This is a genomic window from Enterococcus sp. C102(2024) (assembly GCF_040888205.1).
GTDB classification, from domain to species: domain Bacteria; phylum Bacillota; class Bacilli; order Lactobacillales; family Enterococcaceae; genus Enterococcus; species Enterococcus faecalis.
On sequence record NZ_JBFOHH010000003.1, the window covers coordinates 145,167 to 165,744 of the forward strand.

Annotated in this window: 19 protein-coding genes; 5 read left to right on the forward strand and 14 right to left on the reverse strand. The window is 37.2% G+C overall.

Features of this window, described 5'->3' with window-relative positions; all coding sequences use genetic code 11:
* Window positions 1-27: 27 nt before the first annotated feature.
* Together AB3I34_RS08200 and AB3I34_RS08205 are read right to left on the reverse strand one after the other, a co-directional pair.
* Complete coding sequence (locus AB3I34_RS08200; protein ID WP_010712738.1) at window positions 28-1,233, reverse strand: aminoacyltransferase; 1,206 nt, start codon at window positions 1,231-1,233, stop codon at window positions 28-30.
* A 237-nt stretch (window positions 1,234-1,470) separates the two neighbouring features.
* Window positions 1,471-1,977 carry a QueT transporter family protein gene (locus AB3I34_RS08205; protein ID WP_002356499.1) on the reverse strand — a complete coding sequence of 169 codons (507 nt, stop codon included), beginning with the start codon at window positions 1,975-1,977 and terminating at the stop codon, window positions 1,471-1,473.
* Window positions 1,978-2,239: 262 nt separating this feature from the next.
* On the opposite strand from AB3I34_RS08205, the gene AB3I34_RS08210 reads away from it, so the two are divergent.
* Entirely contained in the window at window positions 2,240-3,199 is a 960-nt protein-coding gene (locus tag AB3I34_RS08210; protein WP_002356498.1) for a diacylglycerol kinase family protein, read from the forward strand.
* 66 nt (window positions 3,200-3,265) lie between these two features.
* Here the strand turns inward: AB3I34_RS08210 and AB3I34_RS08215 are convergent, their stop codons facing one another.
* From AB3I34_RS08215 to AB3I34_RS08230, 4 genes are all read right to left on the reverse strand, one after another.
* Window positions 3,266-5,875 carry an ATP-dependent RecD-like DNA helicase gene (locus tag AB3I34_RS08215; RefSeq protein ID WP_010712739.1) on the reverse strand — a complete coding sequence of 870 codons (2,610 nt, stop codon included), beginning with the start codon at window positions 5,873-5,875 and terminating at the stop codon, window positions 3,266-3,268.
* Between the two features lie 26 nt (window positions 5,876-5,901).
* Window positions 5,902-6,546: a histidine phosphatase family protein gene (locus tag AB3I34_RS08220; RefSeq protein ID WP_010712740.1), complete on the reverse strand. Its 645-nt coding sequence runs from the start codon at window positions 6,544-6,546 to the stop codon at window positions 5,902-5,904.
* Window positions 6,547-6,762: 216 nt separating this feature from the next.
* Window positions 6,763-7,269: a tRNA (uridine(34)/cytosine(34)/5-carboxymethylaminomethyluridine(34)-2'-O)-methyltransferase TrmL gene (gene trmL / locus AB3I34_RS08225; RefSeq protein ID WP_002356493.1), complete on the reverse strand. Its 507-nt coding sequence runs from the start codon at window positions 7,267-7,269 to the stop codon at window positions 6,763-6,765.
* A gap of 311 nt (window positions 7,270-7,580) precedes the next feature.
* Complete coding sequence (locus AB3I34_RS08230; protein WP_010712741.1) at window positions 7,581-8,426, reverse strand: methyltransferase domain-containing protein; 846 nt, start codon at window positions 8,424-8,426, stop codon at window positions 7,581-7,583.
* Window positions 8,427-8,555: 129 nt separating this feature from the next.
* Here AB3I34_RS08230 and cutC point away from each other — a divergent pair, with 129 nt between their 5' ends.
* Window positions 8,556-9,185 carry a copper homeostasis protein CutC gene (cutC, locus tag AB3I34_RS08235; RefSeq protein ID WP_002359565.1) on the forward strand — a complete coding sequence of 210 codons (630 nt, stop codon included), beginning with the start codon at window positions 8,556-8,558 and terminating at the stop codon, window positions 9,183-9,185.
* A gap of 117 nt (window positions 9,186-9,302) precedes the next feature.
* On the opposite strand, the gene mgtE is transcribed toward cutC, so the two are convergent.
* Genes mgtE through AB3I34_RS08255 form a run of 4 tightly spaced genes read right to left on the reverse strand, consistent with a single transcriptional unit; the run spans window position 9,303 to window position 13,080 of the window.
* A complete protein-coding gene (mgtE, locus tag AB3I34_RS08240) occupies window positions 9,303-10,664 on the reverse strand; it encodes a magnesium transporter (protein ID WP_002362548.1) in 1,362 nt (453 codons plus the stop codon).
* A 30-nt stretch (window positions 10,665-10,694) separates the two neighbouring features.
* The gene (locus AB3I34_RS08245; RefSeq protein ID WP_002362547.1) at window positions 10,695-11,588 is read right to left on the reverse strand and encodes an RluA family pseudouridine synthase; all 894 of its coding nucleotides are present in this window, start codon (window positions 11,586-11,588) and stop codon (window positions 10,695-10,697) included.
* A gap of 7 nt (window positions 11,589-11,595) precedes the next feature.
* Complete coding sequence (locus AB3I34_RS08250) at window positions 11,596-12,393, reverse strand: NAD kinase (protein WP_002356486.1); 798 nt, start codon at window positions 12,391-12,393, stop codon at window positions 11,596-11,598.
* A 12-nt stretch (window positions 12,394-12,405) separates the two neighbouring features.
* Entirely contained in the window at window positions 12,406-13,080 is a 675-nt protein-coding gene (locus AB3I34_RS08255) for a GTP pyrophosphokinase family protein (protein WP_002356484.1), read from the reverse strand.
* Window positions 13,081-13,276: 196 nt separating this feature from the next.
* Between AB3I34_RS08255 and AB3I34_RS08260 the strand changes: the two genes are divergently transcribed.
* Together AB3I34_RS08260 and AB3I34_RS08265 are read left to right on the forward strand one after the other, a co-directional pair.
* Window positions 13,277-13,855 carry a CYTH domain-containing protein gene (locus AB3I34_RS08260; RefSeq protein ID WP_010712743.1) on the forward strand — a complete coding sequence of 193 codons (579 nt, stop codon included), beginning with the start codon at window positions 13,277-13,279 and terminating at the stop codon, window positions 13,853-13,855.
* Between the two features lie 63 nt (window positions 13,856-13,918).
* On the forward strand, window positions 13,919-14,578 hold the full coding sequence (locus AB3I34_RS08265; protein WP_002356482.1) for a ClpXP adapter SpxH family protein: 660 nt from the start codon (window positions 13,919-13,921) through the stop codon (window positions 14,576-14,578).
* A 91-nt stretch (window positions 14,579-14,669) separates the two neighbouring features.
* Here the strand turns inward: AB3I34_RS08265 and pepF are convergent, their stop codons facing one another.
* The 4 genes from pepF to spxA form a co-directional block, all read right to left on the reverse strand.
* Window positions 14,670-16,481 carry an oligoendopeptidase F gene (gene pepF, locus AB3I34_RS08270; RefSeq protein ID WP_010817567.1) on the reverse strand — a complete coding sequence of 604 codons (1,812 nt, stop codon included), beginning with the start codon at window positions 16,479-16,481 and terminating at the stop codon, window positions 14,670-14,672.
* Window positions 16,482-16,531: 50 nt separating this feature from the next.
* Complete coding sequence (locus AB3I34_RS08275; RefSeq protein WP_010712745.1) at window positions 16,532-17,707, reverse strand: competence protein CoiA; 1,176 nt, start codon at window positions 17,705-17,707, stop codon at window positions 16,532-16,534.
* Between the two features lie 89 nt (window positions 17,708-17,796).
* Entirely contained in the window at window positions 17,797-18,459 is a 663-nt protein-coding gene (locus tag AB3I34_RS08280; RefSeq protein WP_010712746.1) for an adaptor protein MecA, read from the reverse strand.
* A 342-nt stretch (window positions 18,460-18,801) separates the two neighbouring features.
* Entirely contained in the window at window positions 18,802-19,200 is a 399-nt protein-coding gene (gene spxA, locus AB3I34_RS08285; RefSeq protein WP_002356477.1) for a transcriptional regulator SpxA, read from the reverse strand.
* Window positions 19,201-19,559: 359 nt separating this feature from the next.
* On the opposite strand from spxA, the gene trpS reads away from it, so the two are divergent.
* Window positions 19,560-20,570, forward strand: coding sequence for a tryptophan--tRNA ligase (gene trpS, locus AB3I34_RS08290; protein ID WP_002359559.1), 1,011 nt, complete (start codon window positions 19,560-19,562; stop codon window positions 20,568-20,570).
* Window positions 20,571-20,578: the final 8 nt, after the last annotated feature.

The window sequence follows — 20,578 nt, forward strand, 5'->3', positions numbered from 1 at the left end:
TTGATTTTTAGTCCCTGTGTTTTTTATTTATTTTTTTTGTTTTCGTAATTTATAGGCATATTCACTGGCTTTAAATAATAATTTATTAACCGGTAAATCGAATTCCCCAATAAATTCATTAATCGTTGGGTTGAAGTTCGCTTTAAACTTAATTAAGCCATCATTTAAACTACCTTCTAAGCCGCCCATATTACAGCTTTCGCAGCCACGGTTAAAACATTCTTGAATGGCATCTCGCCAAGTCACATATGTTGGCATGTAGCGTTTATAACGATCATCTAAGCCAGCATAAAGGATTTCACTTGTTGGACCAAATGTCACAGCCAAAGCGCCAGCAACCGTGACGATTTCACCAGCTTCTGCGATATTTTCTTCTAATTCTTTTAGTTCCCGAGTCAAGGAAGCATCTAATTCTTCTAAATTATGGCGCTTTTTCACTTGATTTTCTTTCAAATTACTCAAGTCTTTTTGATTTTTATCATAGCGTTGTTGCGTGCTATCTAAACGTTCCTTTAAATTGACTTGCGCCAGCATAATAAAGGAGTCTTCTGGGTAAATGTTCAACAGCTTCTTAAAGTAATCACTATTCCGCAAAGAAATATGTTGGCGTTCCATGGTTGATTGAATGACTTTTTCAAATTCATCAACAAAGTCAACATGCCCTTGCTGCACAACGACCCCTTTTTTTTCAGCTGTTTTAATCATTTTCTTGGTACTTTTTGACAATTGTTCCTCACTAAAATCTTCACGATAAATATTCGCTTGGAAGCGGGGCTGGATGGTGGCCCCCATATCCATTGTCAGTCCTTGATATTTGGCCCCTGCTTCTTTCAAGGTCTCAATAATAGCTGTCGCTTCAGCATGCGGTTGATGTTCTTCTCCCAAATGAAAATCTTGATAGTGAACCGCTGGATCCATTTTTATAAATAAAGCTCGTTTTTTCTTGCCAAATTTTTTCAATTCAGCCATAAAGTAGCTGACCAAACGTTCATTTGTATAGTCCATTACTGGACCTCTTGGTGTATATAACATCGTAAAACCGGCTGGTAATGGTTTGATTAAAACTAAACTTGATGCGACTAATGTATCCTTTTCATAAACCCCAACAATTTCAGAACCCCAGTTATCCTTGACTTTTGCCCATGAAGATGACTGTAGTAAATTACATAATGGGTGATTTTTAACAAATGTATCGTGTACTTCTGCCGGAATACCGATTTTAAATGTGTACATGTTCAAACTCCTCTGCTGTGACTTTCCAATAGTCCGTTTATCTTACACTATCATAGTGTATTCCAACAGACTAGTAAAGTTTTACATGAAAATTTTTAGAAAAAATGTAGATCTTATTCTTTATGTAAAAAAGACGAGGTAGAAACAGTTCATTCTATCACTTAGCTCACTAATAGCAACGACACTTTTCTTCACTGCCATTCAAAGGATGAATCATTTCTATCCACATCTTTTCAATTAAATACGTGTTTCAAATTTTAATGACTTGTTGATAAAATACATGATTGGTGCTGAAATCGTCATAATAATCGCTTCACTTAATGCTAACCAACCATAAGTTGTCCAAAATGCTTGACCGCCACTTGGTACTAGCATAAAGGCAATAAAAAACATACTTACAGTAAAAAATAGACTATTTAGACACATTCTAACAGGAATACTTGGTACCTTTTTTTGTAAAAAAGCTGTTAAGCTCAACGCAAATAATGTTTGCGCTCCACCAAACAGAGCATCCATTACACCAAAACCAAAAAATAAGTTAAAAAAGATAACGCCGCCTAAAACACCCCACATCAATTTGCGATTGAAAACGACTAGGTGATTCAAACTTTCTGAAATTCTAAATTGAATCATACCAGAAGAAACTGGCCGAACCAATAAAGAGAGGACAATATATAAGCCCATAATGATACCATTGGCTAAGACTGTTCTTAGCTTTCGATTGGCTTGAAACGAATTTTGCATACTTTTTCCTTCTTTCTCCGAGTTTTTTTACAAGGGATGGTTGATGAACCTTGGTTACAATTGCAACAGTTCACATTCTAATATGGAAAGTCAAAATAGTCAATGAAAGCCCTGTTTTACTTTGCACTTATTTGCAGTTTTCACCTCTCATGCATTGTTTCGTGCCTTTTTCTAGTCATTTTTTACTTTTTTAAGCAATCTTTATTCGCAGAAGTTCCTCCCTCTGGTATAATGGACAATAGCGATTCAAAGGAGGAGCTCAATGAACATTCACTACTATCTTATTATCAACGAGCAGGCAAGTAGCGGCAATGGCCGAAAAGTCGCTAGAAAAGTGATTCAACAACTCAAGCAACAAGAACTTAAATATACGGCTCTTTACACTGATTACGCTGGACATGAAAAAGAATTGACGAAGGAACTTGCAGAAACAACTTTACTTCCTTGGTCTGAAGACTTAGACGTTTCAACTTTTCCAATCCTAGTCGTGCTAGGCGGCGATGGCACACTACATAATGTCATTAATTCATTACTTCCATATGATTCAGCTATTCCTTTAAGCTATATTCCATGCGGCTCTGGAAATGATTTTGCACGAGGGGTGGGATTATCAAGAAATATTGATAAAGCATTGCATCAAATCCTGCGCACCAGACGACCAAAAGAAATTCAAACGATTCATTATGTAGAAGCCAACCAAGAAGAAATCGGCTTAGCCACCAATAATGTTGGCTTAGGATTAGATGCGGCAATCGTGGAAAAAACCAACGAATCGTCATCAAAAAAAGCCTTAAATAAATTTAAGCTTGGCTCGCTTTCCTATATTTCTTCAATCATTCATGTCTTTTTTAAACAAAAAGGCTTTCCAATTTTAGTTGAAATGAATGGTAAACAATACACATTTAATCGTGCTTTCCTATGTACGGTCACAAATCATCCTTATTTTGGCGGGGGCGTATCAATTATGCCGACGGCCAATCCTCGCAAAGCAGTCGTGGACTTAGTTGTCGTGGAACGAATCAATATTTTTAAAATTTTGTGGCTTATTTTCCTATTGCTTCGTCAAAAACAAGGGAAATCTAAGCATTTTCATCATTTTCAATCAAGCAAAATTCGAATTGTTTCGACGATTCCACAAACCATTCACGCAGATGGCGAGATTTTAGGCAAACGAAGTATTGATATGGTTTATACCACACAAAAACGTTTGTTTTGGTTTTAACTGAGTCCCTTAAGGTTGAAAAAGAGTGCCATAAGTCAAAACGACTTATGGCACTCTTTCCTTTTCTCACATAAATTGATAAGGCGTCGTATCCTTCATTCCAATCATTGGATCAATAGCATTTGTTTGAATAATTTCGACTGTTAGTCGTGGTTCTTTTGGTAATGATTCTTCGACAACTTTTGTCGCTTTATTTGCTGTTTCTGGGGTTGACTCTTCCCCTTCATCAGCAAATAGTGAAACTTCTTGTACCGTTGTTTCAACTAATTGCTCGTCTGTTTCTTTTATCTGATCGGCTTTCGTTGATTGCTGTTCAGTTTCATAAGAGACAGCTTTTGTTTCCTTTTCAGTAAATGGATGATCTGCCGTTAAACCTTCTTCATAGGCTTCTAACTGGGTTCTAGTCGTTAAGGTCATTTGTTCTGCATTCACGATTCGTTCTTTTAGCATCGTCATGCGACTAGCCGATTCGTTTTTGACACATGTTTCAAAAGCAGAAACCTCACCTAGTAGAATTAATAATTCTTTACTACGTGTCACTGCTGTATACAGCAAATTTCGTTGCAGCATTCGGCTATACTGATGAACCATTGGCAGTAACACCATGCGGAATTCACTACCTTGCGCTTTATGAATCGAACAACAATACGATAGCGTAATTTTATTCCATTCATTTCTTTTATACGTTACTTCATTATTATCAAACTGTAAAACCAACTCGTCCACTTTGTCCTCTGAGTCTTTGGCTAAAGTAATTCCGACGATTTCTCCCATATCTCCATTGAACACATTTAATTCTGGCGTATTGACTAGTTGCAAAACTTTGTCCCCAATCCGATAGACGGTGTCATTCCATTTGACTTCTTTTTTCTTCCCCTCATTTGGATTGAAGATTTCTTGCATCATCTTATTCAAGGCATCAATGCCAGCTGCACCACGATACATTGGCGCTAAAACTTGGATATCTTGTGGCGTAAATCCTTTTGCTTTTGCCTTTGTGACAATTTGTCGAATGTATTCTTCGATATGACCAATATCACTTGCAAAGAACGAGCGATCCTTTTGATTTTTTTGAAAATCAGTAGGCAACTTTCCTTCTTTAATTTCATGGGCAAGAGGAATAATACTTGAACCGTCTCCTTGACGATAAATTTCGTTTAACTCACATTTGGGAATTTCGTTAATTTGCAATAAGTCATGTAAGACTTGACCTGGACCGACAGACGGTAGCTGATCCTTATCACCAACAAAAATCACTTGCATGTTTGTCGGAATAGCTTTTAATAACGTATTGGCTAACCAAGTATCCACCATTGACATTTCATCTACAATTAGCAAACCACCTTCTAATTCTTTGGCGGTTAAACTCGGATTTTTTTCACGACCTGTCAAGCCTAACAAACGGTGGATGGTACTTGCAGGTAAACCTGTCGTTTCGTTCATACGTTTCGCTGCTCGCCCAGTTGGCGCCGCTAGCAAGATTGGAAACATCTCCTGCGTATAGTCTTTGAGATCTAATGAAAGACCATTTAGTTCCGCAAACAACGAGACAATCCCATTGATAACAGTTGTTTTCCCTGTTCCGGGCCCTCCAGTTAAAATAAATAACGGCGATTTAATCGCTTCTTCAATCGCTGCTTGTTGCGAGTCGCCATACTGAATATTTAAACGTTTCTCAATCATGCGGATATTTTTTTGGACTTCTTCTTCCTCATAATGAATTTCTTTTTTACGAGAAAGTAAACGCTGAATCGAAGTACCAATGCCCCATTCAGAAAAATAGAGACTGTTCTCAAAAAGTTTAGTCTCTTCTTGTTGGATTTTTCCATGTTCGACTAACGTAATGATTTCATTGGCCACTTGATCAGGTGAGATTTCCACTGGGCGACTTGCTTCCAAGGTCCGAATCGCTTCTTCTAACAAAACATCTGCTTGAACATACGTATTGCCTGAGCGAATGGAGTGCTCAAACACTTCATGTAAAATCGCCGCTCGAATTCGAACAGCAGAATCCGCCTGAATGCCGATTTGTTCAGCAATATTGTCCGCTCGTTTAAATCCGACTCCCTCAATATCTTCAACTAACTGATAAGGATTTTCTTGAATCACAGAAAGGGTTTCTTCTTGATAGGTTTGATAAATTGAAAAAGCTAACTGACTACCGAAGCCGTATCGATTTAGTCCCACAATCACTTGCTCCATCCCGTGATTCAAGCGAATTGTTTCGACGATTACTTGACGTTTTTTTTCATTTAAAACAGTAACTTCTTCCAAAACACTAGGATCATCAATAATTCGGTCAATCGCACTTTCCCCTAATACTTCAACAATTTTTTCAGCTGTTCGTTTACCAATGCCAGGAAATTTGTCACTTGATAAATAGTTAACCACCCCACTAGCCGAAGTCGGTCTTTCTTGCTGATAACTATCCACCTGAAACTGTCTGCCATAACGAGGATGGTCCACAAAATGACCAAAGAAACGATAGGGTTCCTCTTCTTGAACTTGGCCAAAACTTCCAGTTACTACAATTTCTTTTTCTAAATAATCTGTATTTGTATCGGTCACATTTACAAGAACGACTTTATAAAAATTACTGGGATTTTCAAAAAAGATTGCTTGTACAGTCCCAACAATAAAGGCTTTTTCTTCGTCTTCACCAAAAAGTGTTACCACTACAAGCCCTCCTTTCTGTTGTGCGCTTATTGTACTTTTTCTTTAGCTAAAAAAGACGTATCATTCCATAACGTTAAGTCGTACGGCATATCCCTTGATGCCTCTTTGGTTTCAAGGATTGAGAGGCTATTGTTTAGCAGCCCGCCCATTGTCCGTAATTCTGATAATGGTTTACCAGCCATCGCTTGGATTGCCGCTGTCAAGGCTGCTCCGTGTCCGACAAATAGAACTGGACCTTCGTGTTGCTTCGCCGCTTCAGCAACTGTATCTGAAATCCGTTGAATCGCTTGCTCGATTGGTTCACCATCAAAAATTGTTGGATCATACAAATCTAAACGATGCCGTAAATGATCTAATTCTTCTCCATAAAAATTACGCATTTCTTCAATATATTGTCCTTCTAGACGACCTAAACCTAATTCTTTTAAGGTATCTGTATAAACAATTTCAACTGGATGAGTCAATTCTTGTTGAATTCCTCGCGCAGTATTTTTGGCACGTAATAGCGGACTAGAATAAATTTTTTCAAACGGAATATCTTGTAAATATTGGCCTAATTGTTTAATTTCGTCATAACTAGTTGGTAATAATGGCGAATCTCCTGTCATTCCTTGAAATCGTTTCTGTTGATTCCATTCAGTTTTTCCATGTCGTGTAAAATATAATTTCATGTAACTTCTCCAAACTTCTTTATCTCTTCATATGTCTTTCTAGTTTATCACTTCCCTGCGAAAATATCCATGGAAGTTTCTAGTAATCCAAGCAAAATAAGCCTAGAACAAAAATCTAAATTGTTTTTTGTTCTAGGCTTGGAAATTGGGCAACGGTAAAAATAAAACCACTTTCTTCTGACAATTTTGAAAAAAGCGCTACTGTCTTAACTTTTTTTAATCCAATTTATCATTTTCATAATGATGCGTCAGTTCTAGGTTCGGAAAATTTTGCTGACGTAAGGCTTCATAAACAATTAGTGCGGCAGTGTTAGAAAGATTCAACGAGCGCACATGTTCATCATTCATAGGAATTCGGATACACTTTTCTTCGTTTTCTCGCATAAATGTTTCTGGTAAGCCCGTTGTTTCTTTTCCAAAAAGGAAATAATGGTCTTCGCCATCATTATAATTGACCTCACTGTATGTTTGGTGAGCAAATTTGGTTACTAAATGCAAGTGTTTGCCTGCCACATGGGCTAAAAAGGCAGCCAAATCTTTATGATACGTAATATTTACATCATTCCAATAATCTAATCCGGCACGTTTTAAGTGTTTATCATCTGTTGAAAATCCTAAAGGTTCAATTAAATGCAACGGTGTATTCGTCGCTGCACATGTCCGTGCAATATTTCCAGTATTTGCTGGAATTTGTGGTTCAAATAAAACAATATGGTTCGTCAACTATCTTCAGCTCCTCAAATATCAATCGTGTTCATTTTAGCATAAATTCAAAATAAATAGCGCCCACAATACTTATTTTCAAAAAAAACCGCATGACGCGATGATGTCAGGCGGCAGCTATTTTAACCAATAAAAAAAACGTACCGTCTCGGTGTCTAGCACGGCGAGTCGTTACGTTAGTGAAGGTCTCTTCACTAACTTTTATCAGAACAGGACCCTGATAAAAACCAATGAAAAAACAACTTGTAAGTAATATAACACCAATGTCACTTTATTGCAAGACTTTTTTAGGATTTTCTTCACAAAAAAGTCTATCTTTTACGACCTACTAACAAGCGGACGTCAATCGTGATTTTTTCCAATGGTCGCTGTTGTAGTTTGGCTTTAACTTCTTGAGAAACTTGCCACTCTAATGGCGACATTTCTAATAAATCCAACCGTCTTTCCTCGGGAATGTCAAAGCAATAAGTTATTCGTTCATCTACTTCCACTGCTAATTCCTCGGCAAAACGTTGGACTACTTTTTGATTGGAATAACTTTGTTTCTTTTCGTCATTGGGATAAAAAGCCGCTCGTAATTCCTTTAAATAATTCTCTTCAGGAATAATTTTAATCACAGTCCCGTCAGCTTTTAGTACTCGCCGAAATTCTTGATAATGTGAAGGAGAAAAAATATTTAAAATCGTATCAAGCCCTTCATTCGCAAATGGCAAATTCGTTAAATCCGCCACACACCAAAACGCATCAATTGGCTGATTACTTGCTAAATAGATTCCTTCCTTTGATAAATCAAACCCGATTTTCAGTCCAGATAAGCCTGCTTGACTTAACTCAGCTAGAAAACTCCCTTCACCACAACCAACATCGACTACTATTTTATTTTGAGGAAGATAGTGCATAATTTTGTTTAAAACAGGCGCGTACATGCCACTTTGAATCATTTTTCCTCGGGAAGTAAACATTTTTTTATTATATTCTGTCTGGACGCCATGATTTAGAAAGTATAGCGTGCCTTTCTTGGATAAATCAAATTGATGCCTCTGTTGACAAATCAGACCAACCCCTTCTACATGCATTGGTTCATGACAAGTTGGACAGCGAAATACGGCTGCTTCTTTTTTCAATAATTGTTGTGCTCGTTCAATTTTCTTTAACATTTAAAACTCCTTACGTTCATCAAATGAACATTTTCTCTTATAAAAAGTTGCACTCTTTTTTTCAGGGCTATGGTAGTAAGCAGAATTATGGTACAATGCCTGTGAAGAAAAAGCAAGGAGCGATAAGAAATGATTAAAGAATTCTGTGCCGAAAATTTCACTAAGATTCCCCAAGCCATTCAAAAAGGTGCGAATCGCATCGAATTATGCGATAACTTAGCCGTAGGTGGAACGACGCCAAGTACTGGTGTTATTGAAGAAGTCTTAGCATACGCTGGCGAACATTCAGTACCAGTGATGACAATCATTCGTCCTCGTGGCGGCAATTTTGTCTATAATGATATTGAATTAAAAATTATGCATACCGATTTAATCGAAGCAAAGAAATTAGGAACCGACGGCATTGTTATTGGCTGTTTAACTGAGGACGGTTGGTTAGATGAAGAAGCTTTGGACTTATTCATTGAAACAGCTGAAGGCTTGCAAATCACTTTCCATATGGCTTTTGATGCCTTGTCGAAAGAAAACCAATTTAAGGCGATCGACTGGTTAGCTGAGCGTGGTGTGACGCGTATTTTAACTCATGGCGGGCCAGCTGGTACCCCTATCGAAGACAACTTTGATCATTTAAAAGAATTAATTGCCTACGCAGATCAACGGATTCTTATTTTACCAGGTGGCGGTATTTCCACAGAAAACGTTCAAACTGTGATGGACACTTTAAAAGTCACAGAAGTCCATGGCACAAAAATTGTTTAATTTCTTGTATCTAAAAAAGTGAGGTAGCCGTCGTATTAACGGCTATCTCACTTTTTTGATTTTAAGCAAACCAACGAAACCTTTTACCTTAGTCTCATGATAAATAAGTGCAATTTTTTAAACAAAATAACGCATAAACATGCTGGCAATATTGAAATAAATTAATACACTGGTTAAATCACTTAAGGTAGTAATAAACGGGCCACTGGCAACTGCGGGATCAAACCCTAATTTATCCATTAACATTGGGATTAAACTCCCTGCTAAATTCGCCACAGTAATTGCACAGAGCATTGCCATCCCAATCACAAATCCAAGTGGAAGATTATGTTGCCACACGCCAACCACAATCATAATGGTTAAACCTGTCACAGCCCCCGTCACTAGTCCCGTGAGCACTTCACTTAAGATTAAGCGTCCAAAATTACTATCCTTTTCATCTTTCATAGCCAAACGGCGTACCGCGACCGCCAATGATTGTGTCCCGGCATTGCCGGCTGTTCCGGTAATTAAAGAAATAAAAACGGCTAAAATACTCGCTTCGCTAACTAAAGACTCATAATTACTGATTAACGAGGCCGTAGACATCCCTAAAAACAGCAGCGTAATTAACCAAGGTAATCGTTTAGAAGCGGCTTTTAAAGGGTTCTCACTAACTTCTTCAACGTCGACCCCGGCTAAACCAGAGTAGTCGCTAGCGGCCTCATCATCGATAACATCAATAATATCATCAACTGTTACAATCCCCAACAAATGATCATCATAATCTGTAACTGGCACAGCTAAGAAGTCATAGTCACGAATTGTTTGCGCGACATCTTCTTGGTCATCGCCAACATGAACTGAAATAACCCGTTCATTCAAAATATCAGCAATCAAGGTATCATCATCATTAACAATTAAATCCCGCAACGAAATAACGCCGACTAAATGATTTTCTTGGTCGACTACGTAAACGTAATAGATTGTTTCCGCCATGTCCGCTTGATTCTTTAAGACGTACATCGCAGAACGCACTGTTTGATTCGCCACAATCGAAACAAATTCGGTGGTCATAATCGCCCCAGCAGTTTCATCTTCGTAATGAAGTAACTCTTTAATTTCGCCTGCTTCTTCACTACTTAACAAACTAAGATATTTCGCCTTTTGACTTTTATCTAACATATTTAGTAAATCCACCGCATTATCGGTATACATCTCAGCTAACATATCTGCTGCATAACTTGGGCGCATTTCAGCTAAATAATCTTTCATATTCTCATTATCTTCTTCGATAACATCAAACATATCCGCTAGTTCTTTCGGAGATAGGTAATTGTATAAATGTTGTCGGTCTTTTTCATCTAACGATTGGTAAAATTGTCCTTGTTCATAAATGTGTAACGCTAAAAATAGCTCACGAAATTCGTTCATTTGTTGATTTTTTAGCGTTTCTAAAAGAAGGGCAAATTGCTCTTCCATTTCTTGGCCTTCATTCATCTTACACTTTCCCCTCCTGCCTCTTTATTATTATAACGTATCATCTACACTTTTCATATCCTCCGCTAGTGGGGAAATCAGATGAACCGTTTCTTTGGTAAAAGGATGAGTAAAAATTAGTTCCATGCAATGCAACGCTTGCCGCTCAATTCCTTGATCCATCTCTCCATGATACATCTCATCCCCTAACAATGAACAGCCAATTGCTTCAAAATGTACCCGAATTTGGTGTGTTCGTCCTGTATGGAGCTGAATGCGCACAGCTGCTGCTTGGGCTCCTCTTTTTGCGAGCCAATATTCTGTGCTAGCAAATTGACCCGTTTCGATAACTTGACGTTTTAATAAAGAGGACAAGTCGCGCCCAATTGGCTTTTCAATCAATTGATGCTCGTTTAACTGCTCAATCGCACCACCAACAAGGGCATAATAAATTTTTGTCACCTTTTTTTCTCGTAATTCTTGATCAATTAAAGCATGAGCAAAGCCGTGTTTCGCAAATAACATCAGCCCAGAAGTATCTCGATCTAAACGAGTCACGACATGAATAACTTGATTCACGTAATTTTGACGCTTGTAATAGCCCTTAACACGATTCGCCATCGTTCCTGAAGGATGATACTGAGCAGGTATCGAGGCAATGCCAGCAGGCTTATTAACTACTAAAAAATGATCATCTTCAAACACAATTTCAATCGGTTCATCATCTGTTAATAATGTCTCATGTTCCGCTTCATCTGGAATCGTCATTTTAACGACATCGCCAGTTTGTAAAGGATAGATGGCATTTTGAACGGTCCCATTCACTTGAATTTTACCACCCTGAAATTTCACCTTAGCTAATAACCCTTTTGAAACGCCTTGTTCCTTTAAAAAATATTTCACTTGTTGTGTTGTTTCTTTGTCATATGTCCATTGAAATTCCATCGTTTAATTAATCCTCACCAATAAAGGCATCTTTCACTCGATGCCAGAAATGCATGTGCCGATAAGAGGCAAAATGAATCCGTTCGTCTGCAATTCGATAGCAGACAGAAGCGATATTTTCTTGATAAATATCTAATTGGTCCACCGTGACAAAATAATCATCACTTTCCTGTAATTTAATCTCCAGCCACTCCGTATGTGCGATTACAATCGGTGACCCCAATGTTCGAAAGACACGATTGTTTAAGGAGGCGATTTCGGTTAACTGAAACGCATTAATGCTGGGGTGTAAAACAGCTCCACCAATACTTTTATTATACGCAGTAGAGCCGGTTGGGGTCGAAATCGACAACCCATCACCACGAAATCGTTCAAACAGTTCGTCTTTAATAAACACATCGCCCACCATCGTCCGGTTTCCTCGTTTAATTGTCGATTCATTTAATGCTAAAAAATGTTTATCTGGTTTCCCATCTCTAAACCGAATCCGCACATCTAATAATGGATAACTCGTACTTTTTTCACGATGAATACACAAACTTTCAACTAGTTCTTTTAATTCATAATCACGCCAATCTGTATAGAAACCCAAGTGTCCGGTATGTACACCTAAGAAGCTTACTTCGTTTAACAGATGATTAAATCGATGAAAAGCGGAAAGAAGCGTACCATCTCCGCCGACTGAAATCACAAGTTCAGGTTGACGATTGTCTATTTGAATTTGGTTTTGCTCTAATAGTGTTGTCAGTTGTTTTGTGACTTGTTTCGATTTTTCTTCCGAGTTATGAACAATCGCCACTTTCATAAGCAGACTCCTTTACTGATTTTCTGGTGTTTCGTTTTTAATTTGCTTATAGTATTCGTTTTCTAGCAAGCCACGGCCATGAGAGAAATAATGTTGTGCTTCTTGAATTTCTTCACGAATAGATGACATTTCTTCATCTAATAAATAGGCTGCCTCTGCCGCTCGCTGAAGGCGTTCTTTCATTTCTTCAGGAAAAACACCTTGATATTTATAATTCAAAGAATGTTCAATCGTTGCCCAAAAATTCATGGAAAGTGTCCGAATTTGGATTTCGGCCAAAATAATCTTTTCCCCGGTGACTAATTGCACAGGATATTCCACCACCACATGGTACGAACGATAGCCACTTTCTTTTTTATTTTCAATGTAGTCACGTTCTTCCACAATTTTTAAGTCTTTACGATTTCTTAAAAGTGCGACTACCTGGTAAATGTCTTCCACAAATTGGCACATAATCCGCAAACCAGCAATGTCTTGCATTTCTTCTTCAATCCTATTTAAAGGAATATGCCGAATAGCCGTCTTTGTCAAAATACTATCTACTGGTTTCACACGTCCTGTAACGAATTCAATTGGTATGTGTTTATCTTGCTCCCGAAATTGTTTACGAATACCTCGTAGTTTTACTTTTAATTCGCTGACCGCCTGTTCATATGGCGCTAAAAACAGCTCCCACTCTCGTTCCATGGTAGATCCCTCAATTTCCTTGAATTTCATTCACTGATTATTTTACCACAGTCCTTCCTAAAATAGGGTGTTATTCGCTATTTGATTTCCAAACGCCTTTCATTAGAAAAATTTTTCACAGAGAAGACCACTTTTCTTGACGGAAACCTATATAATATGTGAAAATTGGAGTGATTTAAGAAAGAGAGAGAACCCCATGAGTGAGCACTTAGAAATTGAATTTAAAACATTAGTTAGTCCGCAAGATTTCAAACGATTAATCGACCATTTTGCTATTCAAAAAACGGACTTTTTTACGCAAACAAATCATTATTTTGATACGGACGATTTTCAATTAAAAGCACAACGAATGGGCTTAAGAATTCGCGTATTAGCAGATCGTGGTGAGTTAACCTTAAAAGTTCCTGCGCCAGAAGGATTATTAGAAATCAATGACCCTTTATCGCTTGAGTCGGCGAACCACTTTATCAAAAGGAATCACCTCCCTACTGAGGGGGCTGTGGCGAAGAAATTACAAGAATTAGGTATTGAAATCGCCTCGATCCATTTAATTGGTTCATTAAAAACAGCACGTGCAGAAAAACAAATTCCTCAAGGACTACTTGCGTTAGACGAAAGTTGGTATAACCAACAGCACGATTTTGAATTAGAGTTAGAAGTTACTGAAGCTGAAAGCGGCAAGCAAGCGTTTCAAACATTAATGGCTGATTTGAACATTCCCATTACGCTTGCACCTAACAAGATTCAACGCATGATGCGGACCACTGCCCCTTAGTATTCGAAGCACTGACGTTCTGGCACCTGTATTTGAAAAAGCATGGCATTGGAGGAAGTATGAATGGTTGAAATTTATTTGTTCGTCAATCCTTTAGGCGGCGTCTGTTTAGAAATTGAAAAAGAAATTATACAATTGTCTGTTAACGACAAGAAGAAAATACAATTGCGCTTTATCCCTTTATTAAACATGAAGACGATCAATGAATTTTTGAGTCGTCAACATATTCCGATTAATGACATTAAACGACGGAATCGAATTTTTGAAGATTTATACTCAGCCGCTCTTGACTATAAAGCAGCACAGTTACAAGGCCGAAAAAAAGGCCGACAATTGTTGATTGGCTTACAAAAAGCAGTAGCTGAAGACGGTCTAGCTTACTCTCCTGAGTTATCAGAAGAACTACTTCTAGCGGCCGGCGGGGATATTGATATGTATCGTAAAGACCGACAATCCGATTTTGTCAAAGAATCTTTCCAAACCGACCAAAAAGTTGCTCGAGAAATGGGGATTAAACAACATCCTACCGCAGTCGTTTACAACTATACTTGCGAGAACGATTTCGGCATTTTAGTCGAAAATTTTGAAAACATGGATGAAATTAAACAACTATGTCGTGTCCATCCACATAACGAACCGTTGCTGGACCAAGGTGACGCAACCTTTGAATTTAAACGTCGCTCCAATTATCATTTTCCAAATGGACATTTACATTTATTATAAAAAAGATGCTGCGACAAAAGCTGTTAACCAATTATCTTAAGAGTTAAAAAGTGGGATATAAGTCATTTGGACTTATATCCCACTTCTTTGTCTATAATTTTTCAACCAAAGCTTCTAATTCCGTTAAACGTTCTTCAAAAACTTTCATTGCATCTTCGATATACGCGGCTTGTGTCATATCCACGCCCGCTTTTTTCATCACTTCAATTGGGAAGTCACTACTTCCTGCTTTCAAGTAGTTAAGGTACTTCTCTAAAGCTCCTTCTTCTTCAGCTAAAATATGTTTAGACAATGCCGAAGCGGCTGAGAAGCCAGTTGCATATTGATAAACATAGTAATTGTAATAAAAATGTGGAATTCTCGCCCATTCGTAACTGATTTCTTCGTCTCTAACTACTTCTGGTCCATAATATTTAGCATTGAGCTCGCCATAATACTCACTCAAATATTCACTTGTTAATGGCGTGCCTTTAGCATCTTCCGTGTGAATAAAATGTTCAAATTCCGCAAATTGCGTTTGACGGAAAATGGTTCCCTTAAAGCCGTCTAAATAGTGATTTAAGACATACGCACGTACTTTAGGATCTGTTTCTGTTTGTAATAAATATTCTGTTAAAATATTTTCATTTGTGGTTGAAGCAATCTCAGCTAAGAAAATTGAATAGTCGCCATAAACATACGGCTGATTATTTCTTGTATAGTAACTATGAACACTATGGCCCATCTCATGGACTAATGTAAATAGTTGATCCAAACTATCATGCCAATTCATTAAAATGTATGGGGCTGTATCATAAGCTCCGGAAGAATATGCACCGCTTCGTTTTCCTTGATTTTCAATCACATCAATCCAACGACTTGAAAAAGCTTCTTTAACAATAGATAAATAGTCTTCACCTAGTGGTTTTAAAGCCTCAATTGCTTTTTCTTTTGCTTCTTCATAGCTGTAACGAATTGGTGCTTCACCTAGCAAAGGCGCATACAAGTCGTACATGTGTAATTCTTCTACGTTTAATAATTTTTTTCTTAATTTTACATAACGATGTAGCAAAGGTAAATGTTTATTTACTACAGCTACTAATGTTTCGTGAACACTTTCAGGGATATGATTACTTGCTAAAGATGCTGCCCGAGCAGAATCATAATTTCTAATTTTTGCTTTATAATTATGTGTTTTAACATGTGCACCTAAAGTTGAGGCTAATGTATTTCTAAATTGTTTGTATACTTTGTACAAACCTTTAAATGCTGCTTCACGAACAGATGGATCGACACTTTCCATTAATTGACCATAAACGCCATGAGAAAGTTGAATCGTTTCGCCTTCAGCATTTTGCACAGTTGGAAATTCTAAATCTGCATTATTTAAAATTGAAAATGTATTACTTGAGGCACCAAAAATTTCGCTAGCCCCCGCCAGTAAAGCTTCTTGTTCCATCGATAAAACATGGGGACGTTCATCTAAAATATTTTGAATATAGTGACGATAAACAGCTAATTTCGGCTGCTCTTCAAAATATCCCCAGATTTGTTCATCACTTAATGTTAAAACCTCTGGGTCAAACCAAGAAACAGCTTCACTAACTTGCGCATATAAAGAACTAGCTCTGGCATATAAAGCTTGGTAAGCTGTATTTGTAGTGTCTTGATCATTTTTTAAATGAGAATAGACATATAATGTTTCCACTTTTCGATAGACATCTAACACGTATTCTAACGCAGCTAGAAAAGCATCTGCGCCATTCCCTAAGGTACCTTTAAATGACTCTGCTTGATTTAGCTCCTCTGTCAACTGATTATACGCAGCATCAAAAGCAGCATCATCTTTAAAAATTTTGGTTAAATCCCAAGTTAATGAAGTTGGAACTTCATCACGTGTTGGTAATTGTTTAATTTCGCTCATAGTTTACTCTCCTTTAAGAAACGTTTTACTCATTATACTATCATAATTTATCACGTGTGACTAAAAAAATGTTGTTTTTTCACTTTTTTTAGCCAATGAATGAGCTTTTCAGGATCTTCTCTTAGGAAAATGCTAGTTATTAGGTACTTATTGTTTACTTTAATTAACACATAACATTCTTGTAACCAGCTCAATAACCTATTCCCCACGATTTTAAAAATCTTTTTTAAGTCAATATTCGGCAGTGGTTGCCAAATAAAGTTTCCTTCTTCCAAAAAACTAACTTCCAAGATACGCCATAGTTCCTGTTTGGTCACTAAATATCCTTCTTTGGTTTTTAGTGCTTCCCAAACAAGCATTTTTAAATGAATATCTTCTTCAGAAGAAGGTAATAGCTTCAATCCAGGATAGTAAAACCAAGGAGGTAACTGGAGAATGTGACAACCTTTCGTATATAAAAAGCTCTGTGTTCTAAGCAACTGAGCATTTCTGTAACCAAGTTGTTGAGTCAATTTTTGATAATAATCATACATCAATTGACCAGTGTGCCGTCTACCTGGCAGTAAATTTAAATTAGCAGTCGGTAGTTGGATGATTTCTAGTAATTTTTTTTCGTAAAAATCCCATGATTGTTTTCTTCTATAAAATTGTTGACATTGACTCTCTTCAATATGACAAAGTAACTCTATTCGTTCTTGTTTCTTATTGGCCGACCATAAATAAAATCCCAAGGACTCCGAAAAATAAAGGAATTGTTTCGTTAACTGCGTGAGCTTGTCTTTAGGCACTAATCGTTCACCTAAAATCCAAACAACTTGATAGCCATGAGTTTGATAAGTCTCCGTCCGTTCCACCAAACGTTTAATTGGCAATGGACTACATTGAATTTCAATGGCTATCTTCCCAATGAGTAAATCTGGGCGTTGCTTCAAGGTGGGTAAGTATGCCTCAACTTGAAAGGACAGCTTTTCGCGTAAACACTTTTCCGCAAAAAGCTGCTTCAAGCGGAGGTGTTCTTCTGTTTCAGCCTCTGCTTCGTACCAACAACTATTCTTTTTACGATGAGCAAAATGGGGTATTTTAATGGGGCCTGCCTTCAAAATGACCGATTGATGACACATTGGACACACAAAAGCTTGTTCGCTTCGTATCTGTGTTAATTCATCAATCGAGCAATCGATTAAAGAAAATAATTCTTGGTTGTCTGCCGTTAAAGCTGTTAACATGATTTTCACCTCTCATAAATAAACTACGCAAAGTTTCTTAATTTTCATCAAAAAAAAAAGCAAAAACCCGAAAGTTTTTGCTTTTTTGCTTAATCATTAAAGTAATAACGTGTTAATTCTAGCGCACTGCGTTCCATAATACAAGTGCCATATTCGACTAAAGTATCCTGAGTGACAGTTGTTTTATGAGCAAATTCTAAAATCTGTGCAATTTCATTGTCAACATTTGTTTTTTCTAATTCATCGGTTAAGAACAAAACTTGTAAGTAATAACAATCGTTGTACGTATATAAGTTAGTCAAAACAGATTGCATGAAGACTTCTTTGGATAATTGGATCATCGCTTCAAAATTATCTAATTCAAAGATTACATTTCTGTTTGTTTCATCTGTGGCTTCCATCTCGTCAAGTTCATCGGCGGCTGCTTTGTCTGCTTCAATTTGTTTGCGAATCAATTCGCTAACATCTGCATTGACTTCGCTCAGACCTTCTAAGGAAGACAAGTCGTCCATAGCGACATTTTTACTAATAAACAGTTCTAAACCATCATTTTTAGGCAAGACTTGGAAAGTGACTGCTTCACTGCCTTGGAATTCATCTTCGACATCAACTTCTTCTAAAATACTATAAAAGAAATTTTCAACATCTTTGTGGTTTCCTAGTAAGTCAAGAAAAGTAATCCCTCTATCCGCCAGGTCTTCGTTGCCAATTAACACACGAATCGTATTTTCATTAATATGTTCCATTTCCATAGCGCTACACCTCTCTTTGCTTCAATCAGGAAACTTCTTACGTTCATTGTAGCGAAAACTACACAAAAGTAAAGTGGAAAGTCTGTAAATCCTCGAAAACTAGCGAACATTTTATAAACTTTGAACTTTTTTAACGATTGGTTTTTCGCTCCTTCTACCTCTTCATCTTAACGCAGTCTCTCCAAAAAAGATACTATTTTTCCTTGACCACGTTCTGCCAAATCAAATGAATACAAGTTCTAAATATGTATTAAAAAGCCAGAGATAAAAATCCCTGGCCCTAAATTCATATGAATCGTTCTTTATTACAATTAACAAATAAAGAACAAAATTTTATATTTTTTATAAACCTGCCATTAATTGTGCTTGGCGCAATTCCAGTTGTCGAACATCTCTTGGTAAGAATCGACGAATTTCATCTTCGTTAAAACCGACTTGTAATCTTTTCTCATCAATCATAATTGGCCGACGCAACAATCCAGGGTTTTCTTGAACCAACTCTAATAAATCTTGAAGTGGAAGCTCGTCCAAATCCATATTTAATTTTTGGAAAACTTTAGAGCGAGTAGAGATAATCTCTTCTGTTCCATCTTCTGTCATGATTAAAATTGCTTTTAATTCCTCAATATTTAAAGGTTCAGAAAAAATATTTCTTTCTTTAAAAGGAATTTCGTGCTCTTGCAACCAGGCTCTAGCCTTACGACATGACGTGCAACTCGGGGAAGTATAAAGTGTCAACATTGTGCATCACTCCTTTTCGCGAATCATCGCGTTTCTGAAACAGGGAACTGTACTGTTCCTCTATTTAAAACCAGTATACCTAATTTCTAATAAAAATACTAGGGGTTTTTAAACATTTTTTATTAACTTTGTTTATTTTTCCTTCATTACATCCGTGTAAAATTAGGGTTAATTTTTATGAAATTTTATGGATGTTCGTTATGATTCTGTAAAAAAGTAATACAGTTTTCTATTTTTATAGTTGCTGTTATAATTTACTTCTCTTGGTGATTTTTCAAGAAGTTCCCATGTATTTTTTTCTAATAAAATGTATAATAGAACTATTCACTATCTTAAGTCTAAAGTCAGGTGGTTATTTAATGAAAACAATTTTTTCTGGTATTCAGCCCAGTGGTACTCCGACAATCGGAAATTACATTGGTGCAATGAAACAATTTATCGAATTACAAAATGAATACAATTGTTATTTTTGTATTGTGGATGAACATGCCATTACCGTTCCCCAAGAACCGCAAAAGCTACGCCAACAAATTCGTAGCTTAGCAGCTCTTTACCTAGCGGTTGGTTTAGACCCACAAAAAGCAACAATTTTCATACAGTCTGAAGTGAGTGCGCATGCAGAAGCTGGTTGGATCATTCAGTGCAATACTTCTATTGGTGAGTTAGAGCGAATGACACAATTTAAAGATAAATCGCAAAAAAATGGTCGTGCTGGCGTAAGCGCTGGTCTTTTAACATACCCTCCATTAATGGTTGGTGATATCGTGTTGTACAACGCTGACTTAGTGCCAGTCGGAGATGATCAAAAACAACACTTAGAATTAACACGTGATTTTGTGGAACGCTTCAACAAACGTTACGCTCAAAAAAATCAAGAAATTTTAACGATGCCTGAAGTAAAAATCGCTGAGCAAGGTAGTCGAATTATGAGCTTACAAGAACCAACGAAAAAGATGAGTAAGTCTGATACAAATGTGAAGGGCTTTATTTCAATGCTTGATGAGCCAGCAGTGATTCGCAAAAAAATCCGCTCTGCTGTAACTGATTCAACTGGTGTAATTGAATATAATAAAGAAGAAAAGCCTGGTATTACTAACTTACTAAATATTTATTCTGCTGCGACAGGTCAAACTGTTGAGGAACTTGTTCAAGCTTACGAAGGCAAAGGCTATGGAGACTTCAAAGCAGATTTAGCAGAAGCAGTAGTTGCCTTATTAGAACCTATTCAAGTGCGCTACCAAGAGCTTCTAGCTTCAGAAGAATTAGATATGATTTTAGATGAGGGTGCAGAAAACGCTCGCCAGGTAGCCAACAAAACACTTCAACGAATGAAAAATGCTGTTGGTTTGGGAAGAAAAGTTCGGCGCTAACTAAACAT

Excerpts from the sequence above, each read along its gene's own strand:
- AB3I34_RS08260 (WP_010712743.1), top strand. The coding sequence starts at position 13,277 with ATGAGTGAGCACTTAGAAATTGAATTTAAAACATTAGTTAGTCCGCAA.
- trpS (WP_002359559.1), top strand. The coding sequence starts at position 19,560 with ATGAAAACAATTTTTTCTGGTATTCAGCCCAGTGGTACTCCGACAATC.
- AB3I34_RS08245 (WP_002362547.1), bottom strand. The coding sequence starts at position 11,588 with ATGGAATTTCAATGGACATATGACAAAGAAACAACACAACAAGTGAAA.
- AB3I34_RS08230 (WP_010712741.1), bottom strand. The coding sequence starts at position 8,426 with ATGTTAAAGAAAATTGAACGAGCACAACAATTATTGAAAAAAGAAGCA.
- AB3I34_RS08255 (WP_002356484.1), bottom strand. The coding sequence starts at position 13,080 with ATGGAACGAGAGTGGGAGCTGTTTTTAGCGCCATATGAACAGGCGGTC.
- AB3I34_RS08250 (WP_002356486.1), bottom strand. The coding sequence starts at position 12,393 with ATGAAAGTGGCGATTGTTCATAACTCGGAAGAAAAATCGAAACAAGTC.
- AB3I34_RS08205 (WP_002356499.1), bottom strand. The coding sequence starts at position 1,977 with ATGCAAAATTCGTTTCAAGCCAATCGAAAGCTAAGAACAGTCTTAGCC.
- mgtE (WP_002362548.1), bottom strand. The coding sequence starts at position 10,664 with ATGAATGAAGGCCAAGAAATGGAAGAGCAATTTGCCCTTCTTTTAGAA.
- AB3I34_RS08200 (WP_010712738.1), bottom strand. The coding sequence starts at position 1,233 with ATGTACACATTTAAAATCGGTATTCCGGCAGAAGTACACGATACATTT.
- AB3I34_RS08220 (WP_010712740.1), bottom strand. The coding sequence starts at position 6,546 with ATGAAATTATATTTTACACGACATGGAAAAACTGAATGGAATCAACAG.
- AB3I34_RS08275 (WP_010712745.1), bottom strand. The coding sequence starts at position 17,707 with ATGTTAACAGCTTTAACGGCAGACAACCAAGAATTATTTTCTTTAATC.
- cutC (WP_002359565.1), top strand. The coding sequence starts at position 8,556 with ATGATTAAAGAATTCTGTGCCGAAAATTTCACTAAGATTCCCCAAGCC.
- pepF (WP_010817567.1), bottom strand. The coding sequence starts at position 16,481 with ATGAGCGAAATTAAACAATTACCAACACGTGATGAAGTTCCAACTTCA.
- AB3I34_RS08210 (WP_002356498.1), top strand. The coding sequence starts at position 2,240 with ATGAACATTCACTACTATCTTATTATCAACGAGCAGGCAAGTAGCGGC.
- AB3I34_RS08280 (WP_010712746.1), bottom strand. The coding sequence starts at position 18,459 with ATGGAAATGGAACATATTAATGAAAATACGATTCGTGTGTTAATTGGC.
- AB3I34_RS08265 (WP_002356482.1), top strand. The coding sequence starts at position 13,919 with ATGGTTGAAATTTATTTGTTCGTCAATCCTTTAGGCGGCGTCTGTTTA.
- spxA (WP_002356477.1), bottom strand. The coding sequence starts at position 19,200 with ATGTTGACACTTTATACTTCCCCGAGTTGCACGTCATGTCGTAAGGCT.